The following is a 24,395-nucleotide window of genomic DNA, read 5'->3' as shown; positions in this document are numbered from 1 at the left end:
TTAATTACGCAACAAAGCCCATCTAAGATGTAACCAAAGACTTTGGCTTCGTGTTTTGGAATAGTGAACAGCTCGTAAGACGGGTATTTTTCTTTCATCTTAGCGGTATGCTCGGCAATCTCGTCTGCTGCCACTTTTTGCATCCACTGCAAGCCAATTAGACTTTTTGAAACATTAATCGTTTGTTGTGCAAAACGATCAAACTTATCCCAGTTTTCAGGATCATTTGCGTAGAAAAAATTAGCACCAGAACCAATGTAAGCCACGTCATTAGCGATAAACGCTTCCAAACTCAGTGTCTGGTGAGTAGCAAAGCTATCCAAATTCATATTTAACGCGCGGTTTTGGTTTAACGCGACTAATATAAAACACAACACAGTAATCAAAAAACTGACCAAAAATACGACCAATGGGAGAGTTCGTCTCTTCAACCCTGTAAGTGGGTCGGTAGTGTGCGGCATGTGGCTTCCAAATAGTCTCTAATGAGTTAAAAGTATATAACGGGAGGGAATCATGCTCCATTTCTGTTTAGTCTTAAAACTGACATAAAACGGGCATTGTTTACCTTGCCCTCACATCGACGACCAATATTCGACCGAATCTCGACTAAATTTCAAGCTAACACACCAAAAACCCACTTGATTAAAAACATTAAATACCACTCTTAAGCCTTGAATATGCTAGTATCCATCCATATTTATAGCTTGAAAGTGACCGTTTCGGCTTAGTGCCAATGAGTTTCTTTCCAACCTGTATATTCCTTTGAACCGACGAATATACCGTTAAATCAATTTTAAAGAGAAATCACTATGATCGTTGATTTGAACCTAATCCCACAAACGTTTGATATGCTTCACGCAGGCCTAACTGCATCAAGCGTTTTACTACTGTTAATTGCCGTTTCTCGTAAAACCAAAGTGGTTGAGAAAGTCGTAGAAAAACCAGTAGAAAAGGTCGTTGAAGTTGAAAAGCCAGTTGAGAAAATTGTCGAAGTAGAGAAAGTAGTAGAAGTTGAACGTGTGATCGAAAAAGTAGTAGAAGTTGAATCTAAGCTTGCTACAGCACCAACAGACTCTGCAATGCAGCTACTGTCTATCATGCAGCAAGAAGCGCGCCTTATCGACTTCTTAAAAGAAGACCTAACGTCATTCTCTGATGAAGAAGTTGGCGCAGCAGCTCGTGTTATTCACACTGGCGGTCAAAAAGTATTGGCTGATTACGTAACGCTGTCTCACATCCGCACTGAAGATGAAGAAACACGTATCACTATCGCTGAAGGTTTCAACCCTCAAGAAATTCGCCTAACTGGCAACGTAACGGGCAATGCACCATTCAACGGCACACTAGTTCACAAAGGTTGGAAAGCAACTGACATGAACCTGCCTAAGCTTGCTGAAAACTACGATGCATCTGTAATTGCACCGGCAGAGGTGGAGCTATAATGGAACACCAAAGTCATTCAGCTCAAGAGCCATCTTCTCAAGAGCAAAACCAGGTACCCAAGTTCAGTGTTGGTATCGATTTAGGTACTACACATTGCGTTTTGTCTTACATAGACACAAGCAATGAAGACGCTCGCGTTGAGGTGATGCAAATCCCTCAACTGACGGCGCCAGGTACAGTAGAAACTCGCAGCCAACTTGGCTCGTTCCTATACCAACCGCACGAACATGAAATGAATGCGGGCTCTCGCGTTCTTCCTTGGTCTTCAGAGCCAAAAGCGCTAGTGGGTGCAATTGCTCGTAACCTTGGTTCTAAAACCCCTATCCGTTTGGTAGCAAGTGCAAAATCTTGGTTATGCCACGGTGGTGTTAACCGTCGCGATGCTTTCCTTCCTGCAGGCAGCCCTGAAGAAGTTGAAAAAGTATCTCCGCTTAAGACAACTGAATTGTACCTTGAGCATCTTAAAGACGCATGGAACCACGCAAACCCAGAACACAAACTGGCAGACCAAGATGTAACGATCACGGTTCCAGCTTCGTTTGATCCTGCGGCTCGTGACCTAACAGCAGAAGCTGCACGTAATGTTGGTTTCACTCACCTAACGCTTCTTGAAGAGCCACAAGCGGCTCTGTACAGCTGGATTGATAACAGCAACGACACATGGCGTGATGAAGTAAACGTTGGTGACATCGTTCTTGTTGTCGATATCGGTGGTGGTACAACCGACCTTTCGTTAGTTGAAGTAACACAAGATGACGGCAACCTAAGCCTGAACCGTATCGCAGTAGGTGAACATATCCTACTTGGCGGCGACAACATGGACTTAGCACTGGCTTACCGCTTGAAGATGAAACTGGCGCAAGAAGGCAAAGAACTGGCTCCTTGGCAGGTTCAAGCAATGACTCACGCATGTCGTGATGCGAAAGAAGCACTGCTTAACGATGCTGAACTGCAATCTGTGCCTATCGTTGTTCCAAGCCGTGGTTCTAAACTGCTTGGCGCAACACTGAAAACAGAACTGACTCAGCAAGAAGTTCAACAAACATTAGTGGACGGCTTCTTCCCTAAAGTTGCTGTAACTGAGCACCCTGTACAAAAGACGCGTGGCGCACTGACTCAAATGGGTCTGCCTTACGCTCAAGACGCAGGTATTACTCGTCACATTGCCGCATTCCTTTCTAAGCAAGCGAACGCGCTTTCTGGAAATAGCGAAACGGCTCAGCAAGATTTCAACCCGTTTGCAAACATGCCCGGTATGCCCGGTACGCAAGGGTCAGAAGCGCCAGCGGCAGACTTCATCAAGCCAACAGCAATCCTGTTCAATGGTGGTGTTCTAAAATCGAACCTACTTGCTGATCGTCTTTCAGATACGATCAACGAATGGTTGATCAATGCTGACGAAGAGTTCGCAAAACAGCTTTCAGGTTTAGATTTAGACCTAGCGGTTGCAAGTGGCGCTTCATACTACGGCGCAGTTCGTCGTGGCCAAGGCGTTCGTATCCGCGGTGGTATCGCTTCTTCTTACTACGTAGGAATTGAAAGCGCGATGCCAGCTATCCCAGGTATGGCTCCTCCGATGGAAGCTTTGTGTGTTGCACCATTTGGTATGGAAGAAGGTTCAAGCGTACAAGTACCTAGCCAAGAATTCGGTCTAGTGATTGGTCAGCCAGTACACTTCCAGTTCTTCGGTTCAACCATTCGTCGTGAAGATGAAGCGGGTACGCACCTTGATCACTGGGCGCCTGAAGAGCTTGATGAGCTTCCTGAAATCCAAGTGACATTGCCGGTTTCTGAAGGCCGTCGCGAAGGTGAAGTGGTTCCAGTGACTTTGGCTTCTCGCGTTACTGAGCTAGGCACCTTACACCTAGAAGCGATTGCTACTGACAACGGTCAGAAGTGGCACGTTGAGTTCGATGTTCGTGAAGACTCGAATAACGACTCAAACGAACAAGCATAATGAATCAACGGCACCTTAGCGGGTGCCGTTACTTTATCAATGCATTTCTCAATCTAGTCCTGCCTGTTTCTCAGGAATGACGTTTACGAATAACAACAATAAGACCAAAGCTATCAAAAAACTGGTCATCACTCTGGAAGAATAAGGTTTTGTATGGCAACTCCTCGTTTTTTAGTCGGCATTGACTTAGGTACAACCAATACGGTTGTCGCTTACTGTGAAATCAACGACGACCTACAACATGCTCCCGTTTCTCTTTTCGATATTGACCAACTCATCGGCCCCGGTGAAGTGGTTCGCAAGCCCTTACTCCCATCCTTTCGTTACCACCCAGCACAAGGTCAAATCTCCCCTTCTGACCTGACGATGCCGTGGGAACCAAGCCCCGTTGAAGGCGATATTAAGAACGTTATCGTCGGTGAATGGGCTCGTGAATTAGGCGCTAAGGTTGAAGGCCGCCAAGTATCGAGTGCTAAGAGTTGGCTATCACACCAAGCGGTTGATCGTAACTCCGACATTCTGCCTTGGGCTGGCGCAGCTGATGTCGATAAAGTCTCGCCAATTGTGGCGAGTGCAAGCTACCTCAACCACATTCGCCAAGCATGGAACTACCGTAACCCGAGCAACAAGCTGGAAAATCAAGATGTTGTGGTTACCGTTCCGGCTTCCTTCGATGAGACAGCACGTAAGCTGACACTCGAAGCGGCAGAACTTGCGGGCTTAGGTAAGATTCTATTACTCGAAGAGCCGCAAGCCGTTTGTTATGACTGGTATGCCCGTCACCAACAAACCGCAGCAGATGAACTTCAACAAATTCCGCTGATTCTAGTGTGTGATGTTGGCGGTGGTACCACCGATTTAAGCTTAATTGAAGCCAAATTCGATGCGAACACCGACGGTAATAACGAGCTCGCACTCGACCGTATTGGCGTTGGAGAACACTTGATGCTCGGTGGTGACAACCTCGATTTAGCGCTTGCTCACCTTGCAGAGCAACGCTTCAATCAAAACAAAAAGCTGAATGCTTCTAGCCTAACCAAACTAATTCAACAAACTCGCGCCGCAAAAGAGAGCCTACTTTCTGCCAATGCACCCGATGATGTGAAGATCACCATGCTGGGCAGCGGTTCAAAGTTACTTGGCGGTACTAAGAGTATTGGCTTAACCAAACAAGAAGTTCATCAAATCGCATTGGAAGGTTTCTTCCCGCTTTCTGAGTTTACTGAAACACCCGACAAACGCCGCAGTGCAGTGGTTGAGTTTGGTCTGCCTTACGTGGCTGACCCTGCAGTGAGTAAGCACGTTGCAGAATTCCTAGCAACACACCAACAAGTGTCTAAAGCCGCATTAGAAAACTCAGACTCGATTGAGTTCGATGACACCAAACCTGCAATTCCAGTTGGCGTGCTGCTCAATGGTGGTGTGTTTAACAGTGAACTGGTAACAGAGCGAATTACTCAGCTACTGGGCAACTGGAACGGTTCTCCTATCACAGTGCTTGATAACCCTCATCCAGATTGGTCTGTTGCCCTTGGCGCGGTTGCCTTTGGTAAAGCACGCCGCGGTGCACAGCTGAAAATCGGTGGCGGTGCTGCCCGTTCTTACTTCTTGCATCTGCAAGAGAAAAACAAGATGGGTAAAGCGCTTTGTCTGCTTGCCAAAGGAACCGAAGAAGGCCAAGAGATACGCTTGAACAGCCGTCGTTTCTCGCTGACTTTAGGTGAGCCAGTACGATTTAATCTTCTGACTTCAACACACGATCAAATTGCTCATGACACCGCCATTCAAAACGGTGTGATGGTCAATGTGGATGCCGACTTGTTCTCCCCTCTCCCACCGTATATTTCTACGCTGGAAGGCTCAGGTACTGCAGAACTTCAAGCCAACCAAAAAGAGCGTGTTGAAGTACTGCTCGCTTGTCAGTTAACCGAAGTCGGCACATTGAAAATGGAGTGTGTGAGTATAGAAGATGACTCTAAGCGTTGGTTGCTCGAGTTTGAAGTAAGAAACAAGCAAGGTGATGAGTCTGATACCGCTAAACTTCACCCAAGACTGGATGAATGTAAGGAATTGATTTCTCGTCTGTACAGCGGCAACAAGAAGAGTGCTGAATCAAAAGAGATCAAAACACTATCGAAAGATCTTGAGAAGCGACTCGGTAAGCGTGATGAATGGGATTTCACGACCCTTCGCCATCTGTTTGATACCTTTTCATTAGGTCGTAAACGCCGCCGTCGTTCAGAAGCACACGAGAAGAACTGGCTGCGTTTGGCGGGTTACTCGCTGCGTCCAGGCTTTGGCGATCCGACTGACTCATGGCGTATCGAACAAATTTGGGGCCTTTACCAACAAAACATTCAATTCCAGAACCACCAAGGTTGGACGGACTGGTGGGTATTCTGGCGTCGTGTCGCTGGTGGGCTAAACCAAGAGCAGCAAGAGAGTATCTTGGCTGACATCGCTAAATACCTTCACCCAGGTGCAATGAAGAACCCTAAGACAGCCAAAGATGCGCAAGATAATGGTTATGAAGCCATGGTCCGTTTAGCGGCGTCACTTGAGCAACTTGAGGTTGAAGACAAAGTGCTGCTGGCAAGTTGGTTCTTAAGCAAAGCGATCAACCATAACCAATTTGAACAGGCTCACTGGTGGGCGCTAGGACGATTAGCATCAAGAACGCCTTTGTATGGCAGCCAACACAGCGTAATTCCTAGAGAGCAAGCTGAACAGTGGTTACCAAAACTGCTTGAACAGAACTGGCAGAAAGAGCAGATGATCGCCTTCGCAGCGGTGATGATTTGTCGAAAAACCGGTGACCGTCAGTTTGATATCTCTGACGACTATCGCAATCAAGTGATTGAGAAGCTTAAGCAAAGCAAGGTACCTGACTCATGGTTAACACTAGTGAGTGAAGTGACTGAGCTTTCTGAGAGTGAATCTAAGCGTGTGTTTGGTGATGCGTTACCAAGCGGATTAAGCCTAATCAATAGCTAGTTTTAAAAGCTGTTAGTTTTATAGCGATTAGCTTTAGTCACAAGTTAGAAAAGAAAAAGCCACTTTCGATTCGTTGAAAGTGGCTTTTTTATTGGTGGCTTAAGGCTGGTATGTGTAATCGACTTATAGCTTTTTGGTTAAGAGCCTTAGCCGTGTTGCAGTTCATCATTGTTAATGTTTGGTTCCAGTTGGGTTGATAGGAAAATCCGTATTTTCATAAATGTCAGATAGTTTTTTCGGTTTATTCTCTTTTGCTCCTTTGTTCGATTGATTATGAGTTTCGCTTAAAAGCCATTCCTCATGCATTTTTGCTGAATCCAAAAACTCTGGATCCTCCATTGCTTCCTTGCGAAGTTTATTTACACGTTCGAGAGTATCCCAAATCATAATACTTCACCTCCACTAAGGCAGTAATATAAAGATAGCTCAACCCCATGAAACTTCAACTAACCCAATGAGATAGCGATCTCAATTTCGTAATTCACTCGCTTTAAATGAGTGGATATGGTCACCTTTAGTTGGGCTCAAATAGTGGGTCTTTCCCCATGATCTTCGAAGATCATTAGGCACAAAAAAAGCGAGCTCGATGCTCGCTTTTTGTTTATCTATCTGTTGCTCGGATTACCAGCACTAGCTCGATTAAATCACACCGAGGTTAAGCACGGTTACCAATTTTCACCTTGCCATTGGTAGCAAACCAAAGGGCTTCTGAACGACGACGACCGATTAGAATCGGGCCATCATCGTAGAACAAGAAGTTCTTCCAATGCTTCTTGAAAATCGCCCATTTGGTTTCAAGAACATTGTACTTTTCGTAACAAAAATAAACAGTTACGTCATCTTGCCAATCAATAAAGTTAAGAATCTCTTCTGGCATTTCAGGCTCATCCGCTTCCCAATGCGCCATCCAACTGATCTCTTCATTCCAGTTCGATGCTTTGCTTGGCCAGTCTTGCGAGCTCAGTCGTTCTGCGTCTGGGCTTTGAGGGCTCACGTTCTCTTTCCAGAACTGAGATGCTCTCGCCTGTGTCATTGGCTTAATCTTTTCCAAGTCCTCTGCCGGAAGCGGCATTGACTGGTGTGTGAAAATCCATTTTCTTTGGTATTCGTCCAAAGTTGTGTATGACATCAAAATTCCTCAAATATCTGCTCAGGCTGATGGATTTACCATGCCTATCTGTTCTTTTTGATGCAGCGGCGATTAGCAAAGCTTGATATACGCTGCGTCTAAATTTTGTTTACGTTTAAAAGCTATTTGCCTTTAACTAGTACTACGTCTTAGCAATATTGCCGCTAAATAACGCGTCTATCTTCCCAATTTGGGTTAACTAATGCTGTCAGTATATGGTCTTCCCATTTACCGTTAATCTGTAGGTAGTCTTTAGCAAAACCTTCTCGGACAAAACCAAGATGTTCTAATACGCCAGCACTGCGTTCGTTGTGAGGCATGTAGCCCGCCATTAAGCGGTGCATGTTCTGCACATCAAACATGTAGTCTTTGGCCATCTTCAAACCTCTGCGCATGTAACCGTGGCCCTGTGCACTTTGCGCCAATGAGTAACCGACATTACAAGCGTAGAACGGGAAACGAGACAAATTACTGAACGATATGGTGCCTAACATTTCATTAGAGTCAGCGTTAATCAGTAAACAGTAATAGCCTAGCCCCATTTTATGAAGCTCGTTTAACTTGATCAGTCGCTGCGCCCAACTCGCTCTATCAAAGAACGCGTCTTCGCGAATCGGTTCCCAAGGTTTCAGATACTCTCTGTTAACCTGAAAGTACTCGCTGATCATGCCAGCATCATCGATTTCAGCCGTGCGTAGAATCAGATTACCATCATGCTTATAAATGCGCTCTGGTGTACTCAAATCTTCCATAATCTTGTTCTTATTCGATCAGTTCTTTCTGATACCGTAATCACGAAGCTTATTCGCAATTGAGGTATGAGAAACATTCAAACGTTTTGCTAGCTTACGGCTTGATGGGAAAGACTGATAAAGCTTCTCTAGAATCTGAGATTCATAGTCTTTCATGATCTCATCGAGCGAGCCGTCTAAGCTCAGGTTCGCCATTCCAGCCGTCATTGTTTCAAGCTGTGGCAAGTGGAATTGCTCAACCGTTAGCGTGTCTGAATCCAACTCTGTTAGTGCGCGTAGAACCATGTTGTCTAACTGACGAATGTTGCCCGGCCATTGGTAATTACCAAGCTGGTCGACTAACTCTTGAGTCAGTTTTGGTTTTAACATACCTAACTGCTGCGCGTACTTTGCAACGAACAGTTCCAACAGTGGCGCTACGTCGTTTGAGCGTTCACGCAATGCTGGAATAGACAGAGTCAGTACATTCAAGCGGTAGAACAAATCTTCACGGAACGAACCCGAGTCGGCTAATTCAGAAAGACGGTGGCGCGTTGATGCAATAATACGAACATCCGCGTGCATCTCTTCTTCTTCACCAACACGACGGAATGAACCATCTTGTAAGAAACGCAGCAATTTGATTTGTAGATGCGGGCTCATCTCGCCAATTTCATCTAAAAATACGGTACCGCCATTCGCTTGTTCGAAAATACCTTTATGACCTTGCTCATGGTTGAATGAACCCGGCGCATGACCAAACAATTCCGTTTCCGCTACGTCATCAGGCATCGATGCACAGCTTAGAATCAAGAATGGGAAAGACGATCGATTTGAACGGTTATGACACGCTTTTGCCAACATCTCTTTGCCTGTCCCTGTATCGCCTTCAATTAATAGAGGCTGATCCAGCATAGCCAATTTCTTAGCTTGGCTGATCAAGGCTTTATGGCGATTAGAGACACCAACAAAGTGTTCGAAACCTAGGTTGTTCTGTTCTGGGATTGAATCTGGCGAGTTCATCTCTTGATTACAAGAGCGAATCGTCATTACTGCGCTTGCAAGTACCGCTTCGTTGACATCACCACCAAGGTAAATCGGCAGGATCTCAATAGAGAAATCTAAACCATCTAACACGACAACTTCACGATGACGCGTTACATCGCCTTCGATCCAGCGAGCAAAGTTAAAGCTAGGAACAAACGTCGCTAGCGGTTCACCGATGACTGCGTCTTCTTGCTTATTAAAAAGGTTCAATGCAGCGTGGTTAGCCATATCGACTGAGCCTTTAAGGTCAATCGCAATAACAGGATCAGGTAGGTTTGCCAGCAGAGCAATCAGCTCTGTGTTATGCCTTTCGCTTGGCATAAATTGGATTTTACGTACATCCTTCACACCTGAAATTCGGCGAATTTCAGCCATAAGTTCACTAAAAGCATCAAAATCAATATCAGGGCAGTTTAGATAAATAATACCTTTAACATCAATTTCGATTCCTCTTAAATCAATGCTTTTTGAGGCCAAGATATCGAGCAACTCACGCGTTAAGCCGAGTCTGTCTTCACACAATACTTCAAGACGCACAAATAGTCCTATTATAGGTGTCAGGATAAGTTGACAGTAGTGTGGATTAAGCTCTGAGTTCAGTCAAGAAGAAGAGTAAACATATGTTTACTCTTCTTCTCAAACTATTGAGCTTCAAATGCTTTATTTAAGAGTGATACGCTTTATTTCAGAAAGGACGGCTTTGCGGAGGTCTGCCAGTTTTACTTTTCGTTCGTTATGCCAAGGCATAGGACGCAGCAATGTCATGGCTTTTAAGCCCAGTCTTGCAGTAAGGATACCGACACCTAGCCCCTGCCCTGCTCGAGCTGAGACTTTGCCTGCAAGATCCATCGAGACGAGATCCATACTTGCATCAATCGCGAGCTCACTTGCTCCTGCAGCGGCCATGTTGATTAACACCAGTTTAAATAGCTTAATGCGAGACCAGTAGCCAAGCTCAATGCCATACACATCAGCAAGCTTGTCTATCATGGTGAAATTTCGCCAAGCCACCAACAACATATCAGCCGCCGCCAATGGACTCACCGCGACCAAAGCCGCCGATTCGGTCGAAAACTTAGTGACGATTTGAGTCGCTACTTTGTCTTGTTGACTCACGACTAACGCATCGTACATATCCAACACTTCTGCATCACTGTGTGCAGGGTTAATGCTGTTTCGCCACTTATCGTACGAAGGAGACTCAGCGATAATGCCGCCTTGCTTGGCGATGTTTTCACAGAACGCTTTGCCCTTGCCGACACTTTGACTTTGGAGTAGCTCTTCACTCTGCTCTTGCACACTAAAGTGATCTTTAAGTGAACGCAGTTTCCACAGCTCTTTGCCTATTGCGCCTAAACCCAATGAAGCAATGGCAGCAATGAAGCCTGCCCAACCTAACGCCAGCCAGTCAGCCGATTGAATCGCGGTAATGACCGAATCAATTGCCTGCCATCCAACTAGGCCAGAGAAAGCGACCAATAAACCCGTTCCAAACCACTTCTTCTTTTTGCTCGGTCGAATCACTTGTTCCAATTGCTGCTCAGCTTCACCATCAAGATCAGCTTTCACTTGCGGTGCGACAGAGACAAATTTCTCTTGCTCTGTGAACAGTTGTTGAGCGCCTAAATCCGGGCCAACGTCACTCTTGTCTTGCTCATCAAAAGAGGTCTTCAACGGTTCATTAAAGACCTGCTTTGTTTTTAATTCACTCATTTTGATTGCCTCAATTACTTCAACTTGTCGCCAATGAGATACTCTAAAACCTTGTCGACTCTTAGATGTTGGCAAGGCTCATCGGAATGTTGCTCCATCGGTCTAAAGCTCGTGAAATCAAACTGGTTGGTTTCCCAATACTGTTTATTAGGCAACTTACGCGGCACCTCTCCCGGATACATGGTTTGAGGGACATTATCCAAAGTCACACCTTGCAACGCCGGAACATTGTCTGAACCCGACGAGATATAACCCGCGCTGGTCGCTTGAATAGACGCGATACTCATACAACTCATGTCGATGTGTTCAAACGCCGCCTGCTGCCAAGCTGGATGCACCATCTGTTGTAACAGTGACACCAAGTTCGGATGTTGATCCGGTGTCACGTGGTCAGCTTTTGTGGCTGCAAACAAGATCTTGTCGATCTTCGGCGCGAATAAACGTCTTAAGATATTGCTTCGACCGTACTTAAAGCTCTTAAGTAACTGTTCTAACGCGCCACGCATGTCCATGAAAGAGTCATAGCCCGCATTAAGTGGCTGTAAGCAATCCACTAGCACGATTTGTCTGTCGAACGTCGCGAAGTGATTCTTGTAGAACGCTTTGACGACCTTCTGTTGATACTCTTCATAACGCGCTTTAAGTACCGCATAGTTACTTGTTTTTGAGAACTTACCCTCAGGTGCGAGACACGGGAAGAATTGCAACACAGGCGCGCCTTCAAGCTCACCCGGTAATACGAATCGACCCGGTTGTACCCAATGCAGTCCGTTACTTTTACAAGTATGAAGGTACTTGGTGTAACTATCGGCAATCGCGACCAGTTTTTTTTCGTCTGCTTCTGCTAGCAAATCGATATCACCACGCATGGCGTTCCAATGTTGCGAGTAGGTTTCTCTGTCACCTTTCAATGCGGCAAACTGAGATTGGCTCCAGGTATCGAAGTCCATGTCCAGTAACGGCAAATCAAGCAGCCATTCACCTGGATAATCGACAATATCGAGGTAAAGGGTGCTGTTTTTACTCAGCAGCTTTTTCGCGCCCTTCGCAGGCTTATATTTGATTGCTAGACGAATCTCACTGACATCACGCGTTGGCACTGGCCATTCTGGTGGCTGTGCATTCAACGACTCCATCGCTTCATCGTAAGAGAAGCGTGGAATCATCATGTTGTGTTGCGGGATGCGCTTTGCGCCAATAATCCTTCCATCTCTCGCTGATGAAAGAAGCGGTAAATTTTTGTGAGTAGAGGTATGAAGAAGCTGGTTAACCAACGAAGTAATGAATGCTGTCTTACCCGCACGAGAGAGCCCCGTGACCGCTACTCGAATATGAGAATCCGTTCCTCTGCTTATAAAGTCACTCATTTCTTGAGTTAGGTGTTTCATTTGAACGACTCCGTGATAGTTAGGCTAGCTGGTTATGATAATAGAAAGGCAAGCCTATGTTCTTTCCCAATTGGGATAGTTTGTATGCTTTTGCTTATGTTGATGTTGATGTTGATGTTGATGTTGATGTTGATGAGTATGCAATACACATTCTTAATGCTAGATGAATAAAAGCCCCTGACTACATTCATAATCAGGGGCTTTAGAATTTTTGCACGATATCCGACGTCTAATCGTCTTCAATCAACTTGTAGATAACAAACAGTGCAATCTCTGCAATTAGCCAAAGCGCACATGTAATCGTCACGTATTTATTATCAAAGATACTGATCCCTTTCAAGATCAGGTCGTAGCCAACAAAAGCACCAATCACCACTGCCAAGATAATCTGTAGGATCTGAATAAAACGAGGCATTCCTCTCTCCTATGTTCTTATATCAAACTATGTGTTTATCACTATATCATTGATAATAAGACAAAAGTGCAGATAATGCTGCACTTTTGTCTTTAACTTTCTGTCAAAAATTGCAATTCAAACGCTGAAGTTAGCGACAATTACGATTTTTTGGCATCGATTAATTACGCTTTCTCAGCTTCAGCAATCTTCACTTTCCACGTGTCAGGGCCGATCTGGTGTGCGTTCACGCCGTTAGAGTCAACCGCTACCGTTACAGGCATATCTTCAACTTCAAACTCGTAAATCGCTTCCATACCGAGATCTTCAAACGCAACAACGCGTGCTTTTTTAATTGCTTTTGCGACTAAATAAGCTGCACCACCAACCGCCATTAGGTAAACCGCTTTGTGCTCTTTGATTGATTCAACCGTTGCAGGGCCACGTTCCGCTTTACCGATCATGCCCATAATGCCAGTTTCGTTCAGCATCATGTCAGTGAACTTATCCATACGTGTTGAAGTTGTTGGGCCCGCAGGACCTACCGCTTCATCACCTACAGCATCAACAGGACCCACGTAGTAAATGAACTTGCCTTTGAAATCAACGCCGGCTGGTAAGCCTTCGCCGCTTTCTAGCATGCCTTGAATACGTTTATGAGCAGCATCACGACCGGTTAAGATCTTACCTGACAGAAGAACCGTTTCGCCGGTCTTCCACTCTTGTACGTCTTCTTTAGTCACTTCATCAAGGTTAACACGACGTGTATTTGCGCCCGCTTCCCAAGTGATGTCTGGCCACTCTTCTAACTTAGGTGGCGTTAGCTCTGCTGGGCCGCTGCCATCTAGTGTGAAGTGAACGTGACGCGTTGCTGCACAGTTCGGGATTAAGCAAACTGGCTTAGATGCTGCGTGTGTTGGTGCTGTTTTGATTTTTACGTCAACCACAGTCGTTAGACCGCCAAGACCTTGTGCACCAATACCTAGCTTGTTTACACGGTTGAAGATGTCTAAACGAAGCTCTTCTTCTGCGTTCTCAGGACCTTTCTCGATAAGCTCTTGGATATCGATGTGTTCCATCAAAGATTCTTTCGCTAGCACAGCTGCTTTCTCAGCCGTACCGCCGATGCCTATACCTAGCATACCCGGTGGACACCAGCCTGCACCCATTGTTGGCAGCGTCTTCTCTACCCATTCTGCAATATCATCAGAAGGGTTCAGCATAACCATCTTGGTTTTGTTCTCAGAACCGCCGCCCTTAGCCGCGATTTGAATTTCAACTTTGTTGCCTGGAACCATATTAATGTGGACAACCGCTGGTGTGTTGTCTTTGGTATTAATACGCTTACCTGCAGGGTCCATTAGGACAGATGCACGCAATGGGTTATCTGGGTTGTTGTAAGCTTGACGAACGCCTTCATCAACCATCTGTTGTACTGTTTGATCCGTTTCCCACCTAACATCCATACCGATGTTCACGAAACAAGTAACAATACCCGTATCCTGACAAATTGGACGATGGCCTTCCGCAGACATGCGCGAGTTGATAAGAATCTGAGCGATCGCATCTTTAGCTGCTTGGCTCTCTTCTTTCTCGTACGCTTTTTCTAGGGCTTGGACAAAGTCTAAAGGGTGATAATAAGAAATGTACTGAAGTGCGTCAGCGACACTGCTGATCACATCTTGCTTACGAATAACCGTCATTGCATGCCTCTTTATTGTTCTGGTTCCATGTGGGTTCACAGTTTGACTATATGTGCCAAATCGAATTAGGTGGTTTAGCTTTTTATTGTGTTGAGCTGTATTTAGTTGCTTTAGCAATCGCTTGCATAGCTTTAAACTAAACCACTTGGATTACTCCGTTCTAATCAAGAACCCATTTTATTTTCAATTTATGATACTCTTGCTTCCTCTCACACGCCATGCAGTGATCGAACTCTTTGTCACAAATTAAACAAATGAATAACAACGAATTTCGCTCTATCCAAATCAAGCCGCTTGAATATCAATCAACTTTAGCTAAACAGCTGTTTTCCCATATTGAAAACCTGCCGTGGGCAATGCTATTACGCTCCGCTTCAGAAAGCCACGTTGATAGTCGATACGATATTTTAGTTGCTCAACCCATCGCCACCTTCGAGACAATCGGTGCAGAAACGACCGTTAATGTTAATGAGACGTGCGAGGTTTCAGACTCTGATCCTTTCGAACTACTCGACCAATATCAGCAACAATTATTGCCTGCGACTAAAGAGCACACTCAGTTGCCATTCGTTGGCGGCGCTTTAGGCTATTTTAGCTATGATTTAGGGCGCAGAGTCGAGACACTTCCATCACTCGCAAAGCGTGATATTGAAGCACCTGACATGGCAGTTGGCTTGTATGAATGGGCTGTTATCGTTGACCACCAATTGAAAACGGCGTGTATTGTCGGTAGCAATATCGATGAACATCATGATTGGCTAATGCAGCAGATGGCTCAATCACACCTATCACATGCGCCCTTTGGGTTAACCACACCGTGGCAATCCAATATGAGCGAAGAGAGCTACGCCACTAAGTTCGATAGTGTTCAAGAGTACCTGTTATCCGGGGACTGCTATCAGATTAACTTAGCTCAGCGCTTCAATGCCCAATACCAAGGTAGTGAATGGCTGGCTTATGACAAGTTAGAACAGTACAACTCAGCGCCCTTTTCGGGTTTTATCCGTTTGGCCGACTGCGCAATCATCAGTGTTTCGCCAGAGCGTTTCTTAGAACTCAAAGACAACGTCATTGAAACCAAGCCAATCAAAGGCACACGACCTCGTTCTGAGGACCCGATGATTGATAATGCCAACGCGCAAGACCTAGCAAGCGCCGATAAAGATCAGGCGGAAAACTTGATGATCGTCGACCTACTTCGTAATGACATTGGCCGAGTAGCAAAACCGGGCACAGTGCATGTACCAAAGCTCTTCGATATTGAAAGCTTCCCTGCCGTGCACCACTTAGTGAGCACGATACGAGCGGACCTTGATGACCAATACTCTGCAACTGACCTTCTGAGAGCCTGTTTCCCTGGAGGATCGATTACTGGCGCACCAAAAGTTCGCGCGATGCAGATCATTGAAGAGTTAGAACCGCATCGACGTTCAGCGTACTGCGGCAGTATTGGCTACATCAGCCGAAATGGCAGAATGGATACCAGTATTACCATTCGTACATTAGTCGCCGAGAACAACACGCTTTATGCTTGGGCTGGCGGTGGTGTGGTATTTGATAGTGATTGTGCTTCTGAATACCAAGAAACACTGGATAAGCTGAGTCGAATTCTACCGGTACTTGAAGATTGCTAAACCTAGTGTCATTAACTGCGAGTTCCGTAGCTTAACGGCTAGCAAAAGTTCGATATAAAAAGAAACCGAAGGATCGTAAGATCACTTCGGTTTTTTAGTCTGTAAGTTAGAGTACATAACTCACAACGCTTTATTCGCGTGTTTAAGCGACCTTCACCGCAGAGACACCCCACTTCTTAAGCATCTCTTTCAGATCGTTGGCGGTGTAAGGTTTACTCAAAATGTCATCCATCCCACACTGAATACAACGTTCGCGTTCTTCAAGTGTCGTTCCGGCGGTCAGAGCCACAATAGATTTAACGTAACCCTTCTCTCTTAGCTTCTCTGTTGCTTCAAACCCGTCCATAACAGGCATTCTGCAATCCATGAATACAATATCGTATTCATTGTCTGACGCGAGTTCAAACCCTTCGACACCATTGCTTGCGATAGCAGGTTCAATCTCATGTTTACGAAGCATTTGCTGGATGATGATCTGGTTCATCTTAATATCATCAACCACCAGCACTTTAAGTAGTGACAATTCCGCTTCAGACTCAAAGCCCTTGGCGACACTATCACTCTCTGCCGGAACATCGACAACTTGAAGAGGAATCGAGATGGTAAAGGTCGTGCCTGAGCCAACAACACTGGTCACCCCAATATCGCCATTCATCAGAGCCACCAGTTTGCGACAAATCGCTAAGCCAAGCCCGGTGCCCTCATAGTTTCGGCTACTTGAGTTATCTGCCTGTGTAAAAGGTTCAAATAGCGTCTTATGTGCTGATTCAGCAATTCCGACTCCGGTATCTTCTACAGAGAAAACAAATTGGTTTTTGTCCCACTCAATATCAACATTCACATGCCCTTCTTCTGTAAATTTAATCGCATTACCTATTAAGTTCACAAACAGTTGTGTGATGCGCTCTAAATCGCCTTGGAAATGGGAGGGAACGTTTGACGTAACACTGATATTGAATTCGAGCTGCTTCTCAATTGCTCGATTGACGAAGATGCTTTCAATCGTGTTTCTCAAATCACGTAGGGCAAATTTCTTTGGAATAAGCTCCAACATCCCTGCATTGATTTTGCTGTAATCCAATAGATCATTAATGATGGTTCGGAGAAACTCTCCAGATTGGCTCAGGTTGTTCACTATCTCACGCTGAGAGCTATTCAGTTCCGTATCACTGATCAACTCGGCACTGCCTAGTAAGCCATTAAGTGGAGTTCTTAACTCATGATTAATCATGGCCACAAAGTCACGCGTTGCCCTTTCGGACTCTTCCGCTCGTTTACGTGATTCAATATTTCGGTTGATTGCTAGTTGATGGGTTAAGGCACTGCAGATAAGGTCCGTGACCAACAACAGTTGGCTTTGGATAAACTCGTAGTCTTGGTCTAACAACCTGACTCTGACGATTAACGCACCAACTATGACTTTTTCAACCTCTAAGGGCACGGTCAGTAGGTTGTCTTGCCAATGAGGTTCTTGAATGTCTTGCTCTAACACCTCGACAGTCTCATCGCCATAATCATAGGTCTGTAACTGAGGGATGAGCTTGGGAGGTAGAATCAAACGACTGGCTTCGATTAAGTAGCTGTTAGTCACGTTGGTCGTTAGTTCAGATAGCATGACATCATCGAGATCATTTCTTAGAAACGCGCGCCCAAAATCAATCAACAGGTTGTCGATTTGTTCTTGGAATTCAATGCGGCGTATATTCGCGTTGGAGCGCTTTTCTAACTGACGCAAAGCAAGCTCAAGTTGTTGGTTAGCCTCGAACAGTTCGAGGCTCTTCTGTTCCAACAATCCTTCAGCCGCTTTTCTTGCCGCGATTTGACGCTTAAGCTTCTTCTCTAGGGCAGATGCCAGATCCATATTACTTTTCTACTTTGAGATTAAACCTAACCACGCTTTGGTCATCATTTTGTGGCGTCATCTCCACCGCGATAGATTCACCGTGGTATTCAGCACATCCTTCAATAAGCCCTAAGCAAACATGAGACATACACCTTGCGCTTTTGTAGTCAAAAACAAGTTGTGCTTCGGTCGTGGTGATAAAACTGAATTCAGGTGGCTCAGCATCCGGATAGAGCTTCTTCACTTCAACATGAATGTAACGCTCTACGTGCTGAATAAATTGAAAGGTGGTATTGCTGTGAGCAAGGCTCGCTTTATTCGGTAATGAGGCCAGTAAGTTCTTAAATACAGACTGCCCAAACACGCGTTGCAAGCTTGCCGCATCAATATCGGTTTTCTTACTCAAGTTGATAATCAACCTGACAAGGTCTTTGTGGTCGTAACTGCCGACCGACGTATAGATTCCTTCATCTTCTGACATTTCTAGAACTTCTTCCAAAAGCTCTAGCCCAAACTTGTCTTCAACAAGCTCTAAAAATTCGGTGAATATGATTCCTTTCATCTCATACCTTTTCTTCTATTTCTTTTTAGAATGGTCCACTAAGTTATTGTTATCAAATTCTTAAACAAAAAATCTACGTTTCGTCACCCAATTTTATGACATGGGTAACGCTTACTCGCCTGTATGCACATATTGAATATAGCAAAAATCGTCATTTTGAGGAGATTCATCGGTAAACAGCCCCTCATGACGCCCAATTAATAGCTAAAAGAGGGAAATTGAATGAAGAAAAACTCGATATTGGTAATCAACCCACGGTTATGTCTATACTTAAAATCATAATAATCAATATATTGGCTTGATATGAATAAAGAAAACTTCCTTCAGCAATTCCAACTTAACCCTACCGTTGGCTATCATCCTGAGTCAGTAGAGCGTGTTTCGCACATCAGTGGCGAGCAATTACGTAAAGCGGCAGTGGTGGTAGGTTTAGTTGAAAGAGAAGATGGTTTACATGTCATTTTTACTAAAAGAGCGGCTCATTTAAAGCATCACCCCGGCCAAGTCAGCTTTCCTGGTGGTAAACACGAACTTTCTGACCCTTCTATGCAATTCACTGCACTCAGAGAGCTCCATGAGGAGGTGGGAATTCGATCGGATCAAGTTAAAATTATTGGGCAATTACCAGCATTGAGTACTATTAGTAAATTTTCTGTGACGCCGATTATTGCCATGGTCGATCCTGACTATGAAGCCATCATTGATGAGAACGAAGTTGCCTCAATTTTTGAGGTACCCGCTACCTATGTTTTAGACCAAGCCAAGTTACACAGCCACACTGTTAACTTTAAACAAATCAAGCATCGGGTTTTTGCTATGCCCTTCCAAGAGCACCTAATTTGGGGCGTTACGGCGCAAATTATCCAATCGCTGCAGCAACACGTACTGCAACGAATCACATAGCAACTACGTTTTGTTTAATCTCTGTTAACAAAATCCAGACTTTCTATGGAACAGATTTATTAATGCAATTTTACGCAAACGTTTCCCTGGTATAAATCTATACAACCCCGCCTTTCGCATAAATAAAACTAATACCAGACATAAACATAAATCACATGTAGCACGCTATTTTCGTGATCAAAAATTCGTTTTTCGCATATCATGTGACACGCCGTTTCATTACATGATTTAGATCTATTTTTTGCAGAAGAAAATTCTGCAGAATTATCCCCGACTTATTTCCTGTTCCCAAAAAATGAGTAATTTAACATGAACACAACAACTTCTTCGGCAAATGCCGTTAAAGATTCAAGCAAGTTTAACTATAAAGATTTTACCTGGTGTTTATCACTATTCGGTACAGCAGTTGGTGCTGGCGTACTATTCCTTCCAATCAAAGCTGGTGCGGGTGGTTTTTGGCCATTAGTTATCCTAGCTCTAATTGCGGCACCAATGACTTGGTTCGCACACAAATCTCTAGCTCGTTTCGTACTGTCTGCTAAAAACCCTGAAGCTGATATTACAGACACAGTTGAAGAGCACTTCGGTAAGACTGGCGCAAACATTATTACTTTTGCTTACTTCTTCGCTATCTACCCGATCGTTCTTATCTACGGTGTTGGTATCACAAACACAGTTGATTCTTTCCTAGTAAACCAAATGGGTATGGAATCTATTCCTCGTCCTCTTCTTTCTGGTGCACTTATCCTTGCTATGACAGCAGGTGTTGTATTCGGTAAAGAGCTGATGCTTAAAGCAACTTCAGCAATGGTTTACCCACTAGTATTCATCCTACTAGCGCTATCTTTTTACCTAGTTCCTGATTGGAACACTTCAATGATGGACGTAAGCCCAGAATGGTCAACAATGCCTTCTATTATCTGGCTTGCTATTCCAATCATCGTGTTCTCTTTCAACCACAGCCCAATCATTTCACAGTTCTCTAAAGAGCAACGTCGTGTATACGGTGATGACGCAGTTAAGAAAACTGACGCGATCACTGGTGGCGCAGCAATGATGCTGATGGGTTTTGTAATGTTCTTCGTATTCTCTGTAGTGCTTTCTCTATCTCCAGAGCAACTAGCAACAGCGCAAGCACAGAACATCTCTGTTCTTTCTTACCTAGCTAACGTTCACGAGTCTCCACTTATCTCTTACATGGGTCCTCTTGTAGCATTCGCAGCGATTACTTCTAGCTACTTCGGTCACTTCCTAGGTGCTCACGAAGGTCTTGTTGGTCTAATCAAGTCTCGCTCTGGTTCTTCAGTAAGCACTATCGAAAAAGCATCTCTAGGGTTCATCGTTGTTACAACTTGGATTGTTGCGGTAGTTAACCCAAGTATCCTAGGTATGATTGAAACAATGGGTGCTCCAATGATTGCAGCTATCCTGTTCCTAATGCCTGTGTTCGCGATGCAGAAAGTACCAGCAATGGCTAAGTACAAAACTTCAGCACCTGTACAAATCTTTACAGCTTTATGTGGTCTAGCGGCTATTAGCTCTGTAATCTACGGCGCTCTTTAATCTCAAGCCCTTTTTATAAGATGGCATCCATCTTATATCACGAGATTAGACAAAAAATATAATGATAATAAATGAGCCTCCCTACTCCCCTTGAGAGGCTCTCTTTTTGAGGTAATCGCTATGATTAGTGTATTTGATATCTATAAAATCGGTGTTGGTCCATCGAGCTCACACACAGTTGGGCCAATGAAAGCGGGTAAAGAATTTATTGATGACCTACGTTCAATGGGAAAATTGCGCGACATCACTAAAATCACCGTGGACGTATATGGATCGCTATCACTGACAGGGAAAGGTCACCACACAGATATCGCAATCATCATGGGTCTTGCTGGCAATACTCCTGAGCGTGTTGATATCGATTCTATTGCTGGCTTCATTGCTCGCGTAGAAGAAACTGAGCGCCTTCCTGTTGGCATGCACTGTCATACAGTATCGTTCCCACGCGATGGCGGTATGAACTTCCACACTAGCAACCTTTCTCTACACGAGAACGGCATGAGCATTCATGCATGGGTTGGTGACGAAGTTGCATACTCAAAAACGTACTACTCAATTGGTGGCGGTTTCATCGTTGACGAAGAGAACTTTGGCAAAGAAGAAGAAAACCCAATCAAAGCACCTTACGAATTCACAACAGCTGAAGAGCTGGTTAATCAGTGCAAAGAAAGCGGTCTTTCTATCAGTACACTGGTTATGAAAAATCAAGCAGCGTTCCACTCAGACGAAGAGTCTCGCACTTACTTCGCTAACATCTGGAAAACTATGCGTGAGTGTATGGATCGCGGTATGAATACTGAAGGTATCCTGCCTGGTCCACTACGTGTTCCTCGCCGTGCAGCAGCACTTCGCCAACAGCTAATGACTTCAGAAAAAACAACCAATGATCCAATGTCGGTTGTTGACTGGGTAAACATGTTTGCTTTCGCAGTAAACGAAGAAAATGCAGCTGGCGGCCGTGTAGTTACGGCACCAACAAACGGCGCATGTGGCATCATCCCTGCTGTATTGGCTTACTACGATAAGTTCATCCAAACAGTGACAGAGAAAGATTACATCCGTTACTTCGCAGCTTCTGGCGCGATCGGTGGTCTTTACAAGCGTAACGCTTCAATCTCTGGTGCTGAAGTTGGCTGTCAGGGTGAAGTTGGTGTGGCATGCTCTATGGCTGCTGCTGGTCTTGCTGAGCTTATGGGTGGTAGCCCTGAGCAAGTATGTATGGCTGCAGAAATCGGCATGGAGCACAACCTAGGTCTAACATGTGACCCAGTTGCTGGCCAAGTACAAGTACCATGTATCGAGCGTAACGGTATTGCTGCAGTTAAAGCAATCAACTCGACTCGTATGGCACTTCGTCGTTCTTCTGCTCCTACTGTTTCTCTAGATAAAGTTATCGAAACAATGCTAGAAACAGGTAAAGACATGAACGCTAAATACCGTGAGACTTCTCAAGGTGGTTTGGCTGTTAAGGTTGTTTGTTGATAGCCTTTGAATCAATCTGTTTTTAATCAGCAGATAATAAAAAGGAACGCCGATGCGTTCCTTTTTTGTATCTGAATTCCGGCCACTTATATCTAAGATGCTCGATTCGCATCTTAGATAATGGACCAAAGAACTAGATCACTTGTGAGATAAGCAGGAAGCAACCAAACAGCAGTGAGAACAACATCATTGCGCTGCCACCTTCTGCTCGGTATCGGTCATCAGCAACTTTCATGAAACGCTGTTTGTGGACCATAACCAGAGGAACAAACACCGCTAGGAACACCAAGATGATACCTGCGTAATTCAGTACTTGTAGGAACTTGTCTGCCGCAAGCAATGAACCAGCCAACGGCAAGATAAAGCTAATGCAGTACGTTACCGCTGTATTTTGGTTGAACATGTCTTTGTTCTGGTTGAACAACGCCATCGCCACACCAAAGAAAGAGGTCAACAACGCCAAGCCCGTGAAGGTAGACAGAACGTTACCCACCCAAGGAGACTGAGCCTCAAACGCCGCCATCAAATCTGATACGTTCTCAAAGCTTCTGAATTGATCTTCACTCAAGTTGCCCACTACCGCAAACAACCAACACAAGTAACACACTAATGGGATCAGAGAACCGATGATCACCATGTTACGCAGCTGTTTATCTGTCGCTTCGTGGTTGTAAGAAACCAAGGTTGGAATCACCACCATAAAGCCAAAGCTCGTAAACAGGATGGCACTGGTTTTGATTAGGTCAACGTGGTCATGGCTGGTTACCTGCATCAAGTTTTCTTGAGTCATGCTCGGCGCTAAGAAGGCCATGGTTGCAAACAAACTAGCAAGCATCACGAAGAACAATGCTCGATTGAGCTTATCAATCACACCAGTACCACTTGCGACTACTGCGCCAGCAAGCAAGGTAAACACGGTTTGGCTGGTAGTCGCGGTAATTTCGACGCCAAAGTTAGACAGTAACTTACTCAGCAAGTCACCTGCGCCCAGAATGTAAGCCATTAATAGGCAAATCAACAACGCGTATAGCAAGCCGTTGGTAAGCAACTGACCTTGTTTACCCAAGGTTTTTCGGGCAATAGAGTTTAATCCTAGACCGCCACCCGCTTTGATGGTCGCTTCTAGAAGTAGTAATGCTGCGTAAGTCGTACCGAAGCAGATCAGTACCATAAGCAGTGTGCCGTAAAGCAATCCGAATTGAGCTAATACCATTGGGATCGCAAGCATACCAGCACCGAGAGCGGTACCAGCGATAATTAGGGAGCTACCCATCATTTTAATATTCATTGTTTTTAACTTATTTGTTTAGTTTTTATAGATGTGAGTCTTCGTTCATCGAGCGGATGACAAAGGAGTTCAGATAGAAATAAAGTTATAAAACGAATAACAATAGGAGCGATAAGCGGTAAAGAAGCGTGCAGAGACGTTGTCGAACAGGGCGTTCAAAGGGGAGCTTGTCTTAAAAGAGGTAAAACGAGAAGCGTGAGTAAGCATTAACTGATGTGGTGAACCTTCCGTAGGTTCAATAATCGGTGATGTAATCTTGAATTTCATGTATGTGTCCAATAAGTCACATTCCATAGTATTTGAAGCAGCGTATCCGTTGCTGCCCTACCTCTATCATAGAGGTCTTTTCATCTTATCGAATGAGCCTCGAAACACAACGCTATAACCACAATTTTTGCTATTAAATTGAACAAAACAGCCATTTGGATATAAATTAACCACTAAGTCGTCTAAAACAATAGTCTTTATTGATAAAAGACAAGCGGACAAATACATCGAGCTAATTAACAACCTAGGCTTTTCTAATTATCAGCACAATCAAAACTCGATGCTGCACTTCAATTTTCCCAAAACAACAGTCTGTTTTAAGAACAGCGAGGAGCTTGAAGCGCGTTCCATTTC

Annotated in this window: 19 protein-coding genes and 1 pseudogene; 7 read left to right on the top strand and 13 right to left on the bottom strand. The window is 44.7% G+C overall.

The window, feature by feature from the left end; genetic code table 11:
* Positions 1-461: pseudogene (locus AB4351_RS06525) on the bottom strand (sensor domain-containing diguanylate cyclase); the annotation flags it as partial.
* 348 nt (positions 462-809) lie between these two features.
* Between AB4351_RS06525 and AB4351_RS06520 the strand changes: the two are divergent.
* From AB4351_RS06520 to AB4351_RS06510, 3 genes are all read left to right on the top strand, one after another.
* Positions 810-1,442, top strand: a complete 633-nt coding sequence (locus tag AB4351_RS06520; protein WP_017060436.1) for a DUF2760 domain-containing protein — start codon at positions 810-812, stop codon at positions 1,440-1,442.
* The gene (locus tag AB4351_RS06515) at positions 1,442-3,400 is read left to right on the top strand and encodes an Hsp70 family protein (RefSeq protein ID WP_017060435.1); all 1,959 of its coding nucleotides are present in this window, start codon (positions 1,442-1,444) and stop codon (positions 3,398-3,400) included. Before AB4351_RS06520 ends, AB4351_RS06515 begins: the two co-directional genes overlap by 1 nt.
* 153 nt (positions 3,401-3,553) lie before the next feature.
* Positions 3,554-6,394: an Hsp70 family protein gene (locus AB4351_RS06510; protein WP_372125387.1), complete on the top strand. Its 2,841-nt coding sequence runs from the start codon at positions 3,554-3,556 to the stop codon at positions 6,392-6,394.
* A 171-nt stretch (positions 6,395-6,565) separates the two neighbouring features.
* Here the strand turns inward: AB4351_RS06510 and AB4351_RS06505 are convergent, their stop codons facing one another.
* From AB4351_RS06505 to AB4351_RS06470, 8 genes are all read right to left on the bottom strand, one after another.
* The gene (locus tag AB4351_RS06505) at positions 6,566-6,781 is read right to left on the bottom strand and encodes a hypothetical protein (protein WP_017065431.1); all 216 of its coding nucleotides are present in this window, start codon (positions 6,779-6,781) and stop codon (positions 6,566-6,568) included.
* Positions 6,782-7,049: 268 nt separating this feature from the next.
* The gene (locus AB4351_RS06500; RefSeq protein ID WP_017060433.1) at positions 7,050-7,523 is read right to left on the bottom strand and encodes a DUF2947 domain-containing protein; all 474 of its coding nucleotides are present in this window, start codon (positions 7,521-7,523) and stop codon (positions 7,050-7,052) included.
* Between the two features lie 164 nt (positions 7,524-7,687).
* The gene (gene rimJ / locus AB4351_RS06495; protein WP_372125385.1) at positions 7,688-8,275 is read right to left on the bottom strand and encodes a ribosomal protein S5-alanine N-acetyltransferase; all 588 of its coding nucleotides are present in this window, start codon (positions 8,273-8,275) and stop codon (positions 7,688-7,690) included.
* A gap of 18 nt (positions 8,276-8,293) precedes the next feature.
* A complete protein-coding gene (gene tyrR / locus AB4351_RS06490) occupies positions 8,294-9,838 on the bottom strand; it encodes a transcriptional regulator TyrR (protein WP_017067720.1) in 1,545 nt (514 codons plus the stop codon).
* Between the two features lie 123 nt (positions 9,839-9,961).
* Positions 9,962-11,014, bottom strand: a complete 1,053-nt coding sequence (locus AB4351_RS06485) for a YcjF family protein (RefSeq protein ID WP_372125384.1) — start codon at positions 11,012-11,014, stop codon at positions 9,962-9,964.
* Between the two features lie 14 nt (positions 11,015-11,028).
* Positions 11,029-12,402 carry a YcjX family protein gene (locus tag AB4351_RS06480; protein ID WP_372125382.1) on the bottom strand — a complete coding sequence of 458 codons (1,374 nt, stop codon included), beginning with the start codon at positions 12,400-12,402 and terminating at the stop codon, positions 11,029-11,031.
* A 229-nt stretch (positions 12,403-12,631) separates the two neighbouring features.
* Positions 12,632-12,817: a hypothetical protein gene (locus AB4351_RS06475; protein ID WP_004734731.1), complete on the bottom strand. Its 186-nt coding sequence runs from the start codon at positions 12,815-12,817 to the stop codon at positions 12,632-12,634.
* 164 nt (positions 12,818-12,981) lie between these two features.
* A complete protein-coding gene (locus AB4351_RS06470; protein ID WP_017068776.1) occupies positions 12,982-14,499 on the bottom strand; it encodes a fumarate hydratase in 1,518 nt (505 codons plus the stop codon).
* A gap of 254 nt (positions 14,500-14,753) precedes the next feature.
* Here AB4351_RS06470 and pabB point away from each other — a divergent pair, with 254 nt between their 5' ends.
* Entirely contained in the window at positions 14,754-16,133 is a 1,380-nt protein-coding gene (pabB, locus tag AB4351_RS06465) for an aminodeoxychorismate synthase component I (protein WP_017065426.1), read from the top strand.
* A 142-nt stretch (positions 16,134-16,275) separates the two neighbouring features.
* On the opposite strand, the gene AB4351_RS06460 is transcribed toward pabB, so the two are convergent.
* Both AB4351_RS06460 and AB4351_RS06455 read right to left on the bottom strand, forming a co-directional pair.
* On the bottom strand, positions 16,276-17,994 hold the full coding sequence (locus AB4351_RS06460; RefSeq protein WP_017065652.1) for an ATP-binding protein: 1,719 nt from the start codon (positions 17,992-17,994) through the stop codon (positions 16,276-16,278).
* 1 nt (position 17,995) lies between these two features.
* Positions 17,996-18,538: a heme NO-binding domain-containing protein gene (locus AB4351_RS06455; RefSeq protein ID WP_017060423.1), complete on the bottom strand. Its 543-nt coding sequence runs from the start codon at positions 18,536-18,538 to the stop codon at positions 17,996-17,998.
* A 303-nt stretch (positions 18,539-18,841) separates the two neighbouring features.
* On the opposite strand from AB4351_RS06455, the gene AB4351_RS06450 reads away from it, so the two are divergent.
* From AB4351_RS06450 to AB4351_RS06440, 3 genes are all read left to right on the top strand, one after another.
* On the top strand, positions 18,842-19,441 hold the full coding sequence (locus tag AB4351_RS06450) for a CoA pyrophosphatase (RefSeq protein WP_102320451.1): 600 nt from the start codon (positions 18,842-18,844) through the stop codon (positions 19,439-19,441).
* A gap of 309 nt (positions 19,442-19,750) precedes the next feature.
* Entirely contained in the window at positions 19,751-21,004 is a 1,254-nt protein-coding gene (locus AB4351_RS06445; protein WP_372125380.1) for an aromatic amino acid transport family protein, read from the top strand.
* Between the two features lie 120 nt (positions 21,005-21,124).
* Positions 21,125-22,486, top strand: a complete 1,362-nt coding sequence (locus tag AB4351_RS06440; protein WP_017060420.1) for an L-serine ammonia-lyase — start codon at positions 21,125-21,127, stop codon at positions 22,484-22,486.
* A 133-nt stretch (positions 22,487-22,619) separates the two neighbouring features.
* On the opposite strand, the gene AB4351_RS06435 is transcribed toward AB4351_RS06440, so the two are convergent.
* Together AB4351_RS06435 and AB4351_RS06430 are read right to left on the bottom strand one after the other, a co-directional pair.
* The gene (locus AB4351_RS06435) at positions 22,620-23,762 is read right to left on the bottom strand and encodes an amino acid permease (protein WP_017065421.1); all 1,143 of its coding nucleotides are present in this window, start codon (positions 23,760-23,762) and stop codon (positions 22,620-22,622) included.
* 81 nt (positions 23,763-23,843) lie between these two features.
* The gene (locus AB4351_RS06430) at positions 23,844-24,041 is read right to left on the bottom strand and encodes a hypothetical protein (RefSeq protein ID WP_048611631.1); all 198 of its coding nucleotides are present in this window, start codon (positions 24,039-24,041) and stop codon (positions 23,844-23,846) included.
* Between the last annotated feature and the right edge of the window lie 354 nt (positions 24,042-24,395).

Source organism: Vibrio sp. 10N.261.51.F11 (assembly GCF_041471665.1).
GTDB classification, from domain to species: Bacteria; Pseudomonadota; Gammaproteobacteria; order Enterobacterales; family Vibrionaceae; genus Vibrio; species Vibrio crassostreae_C.
Note: the sequence above shows the minus strand (reverse complement) of the source record. Positions and strands in the feature narration are given on the sequence as shown.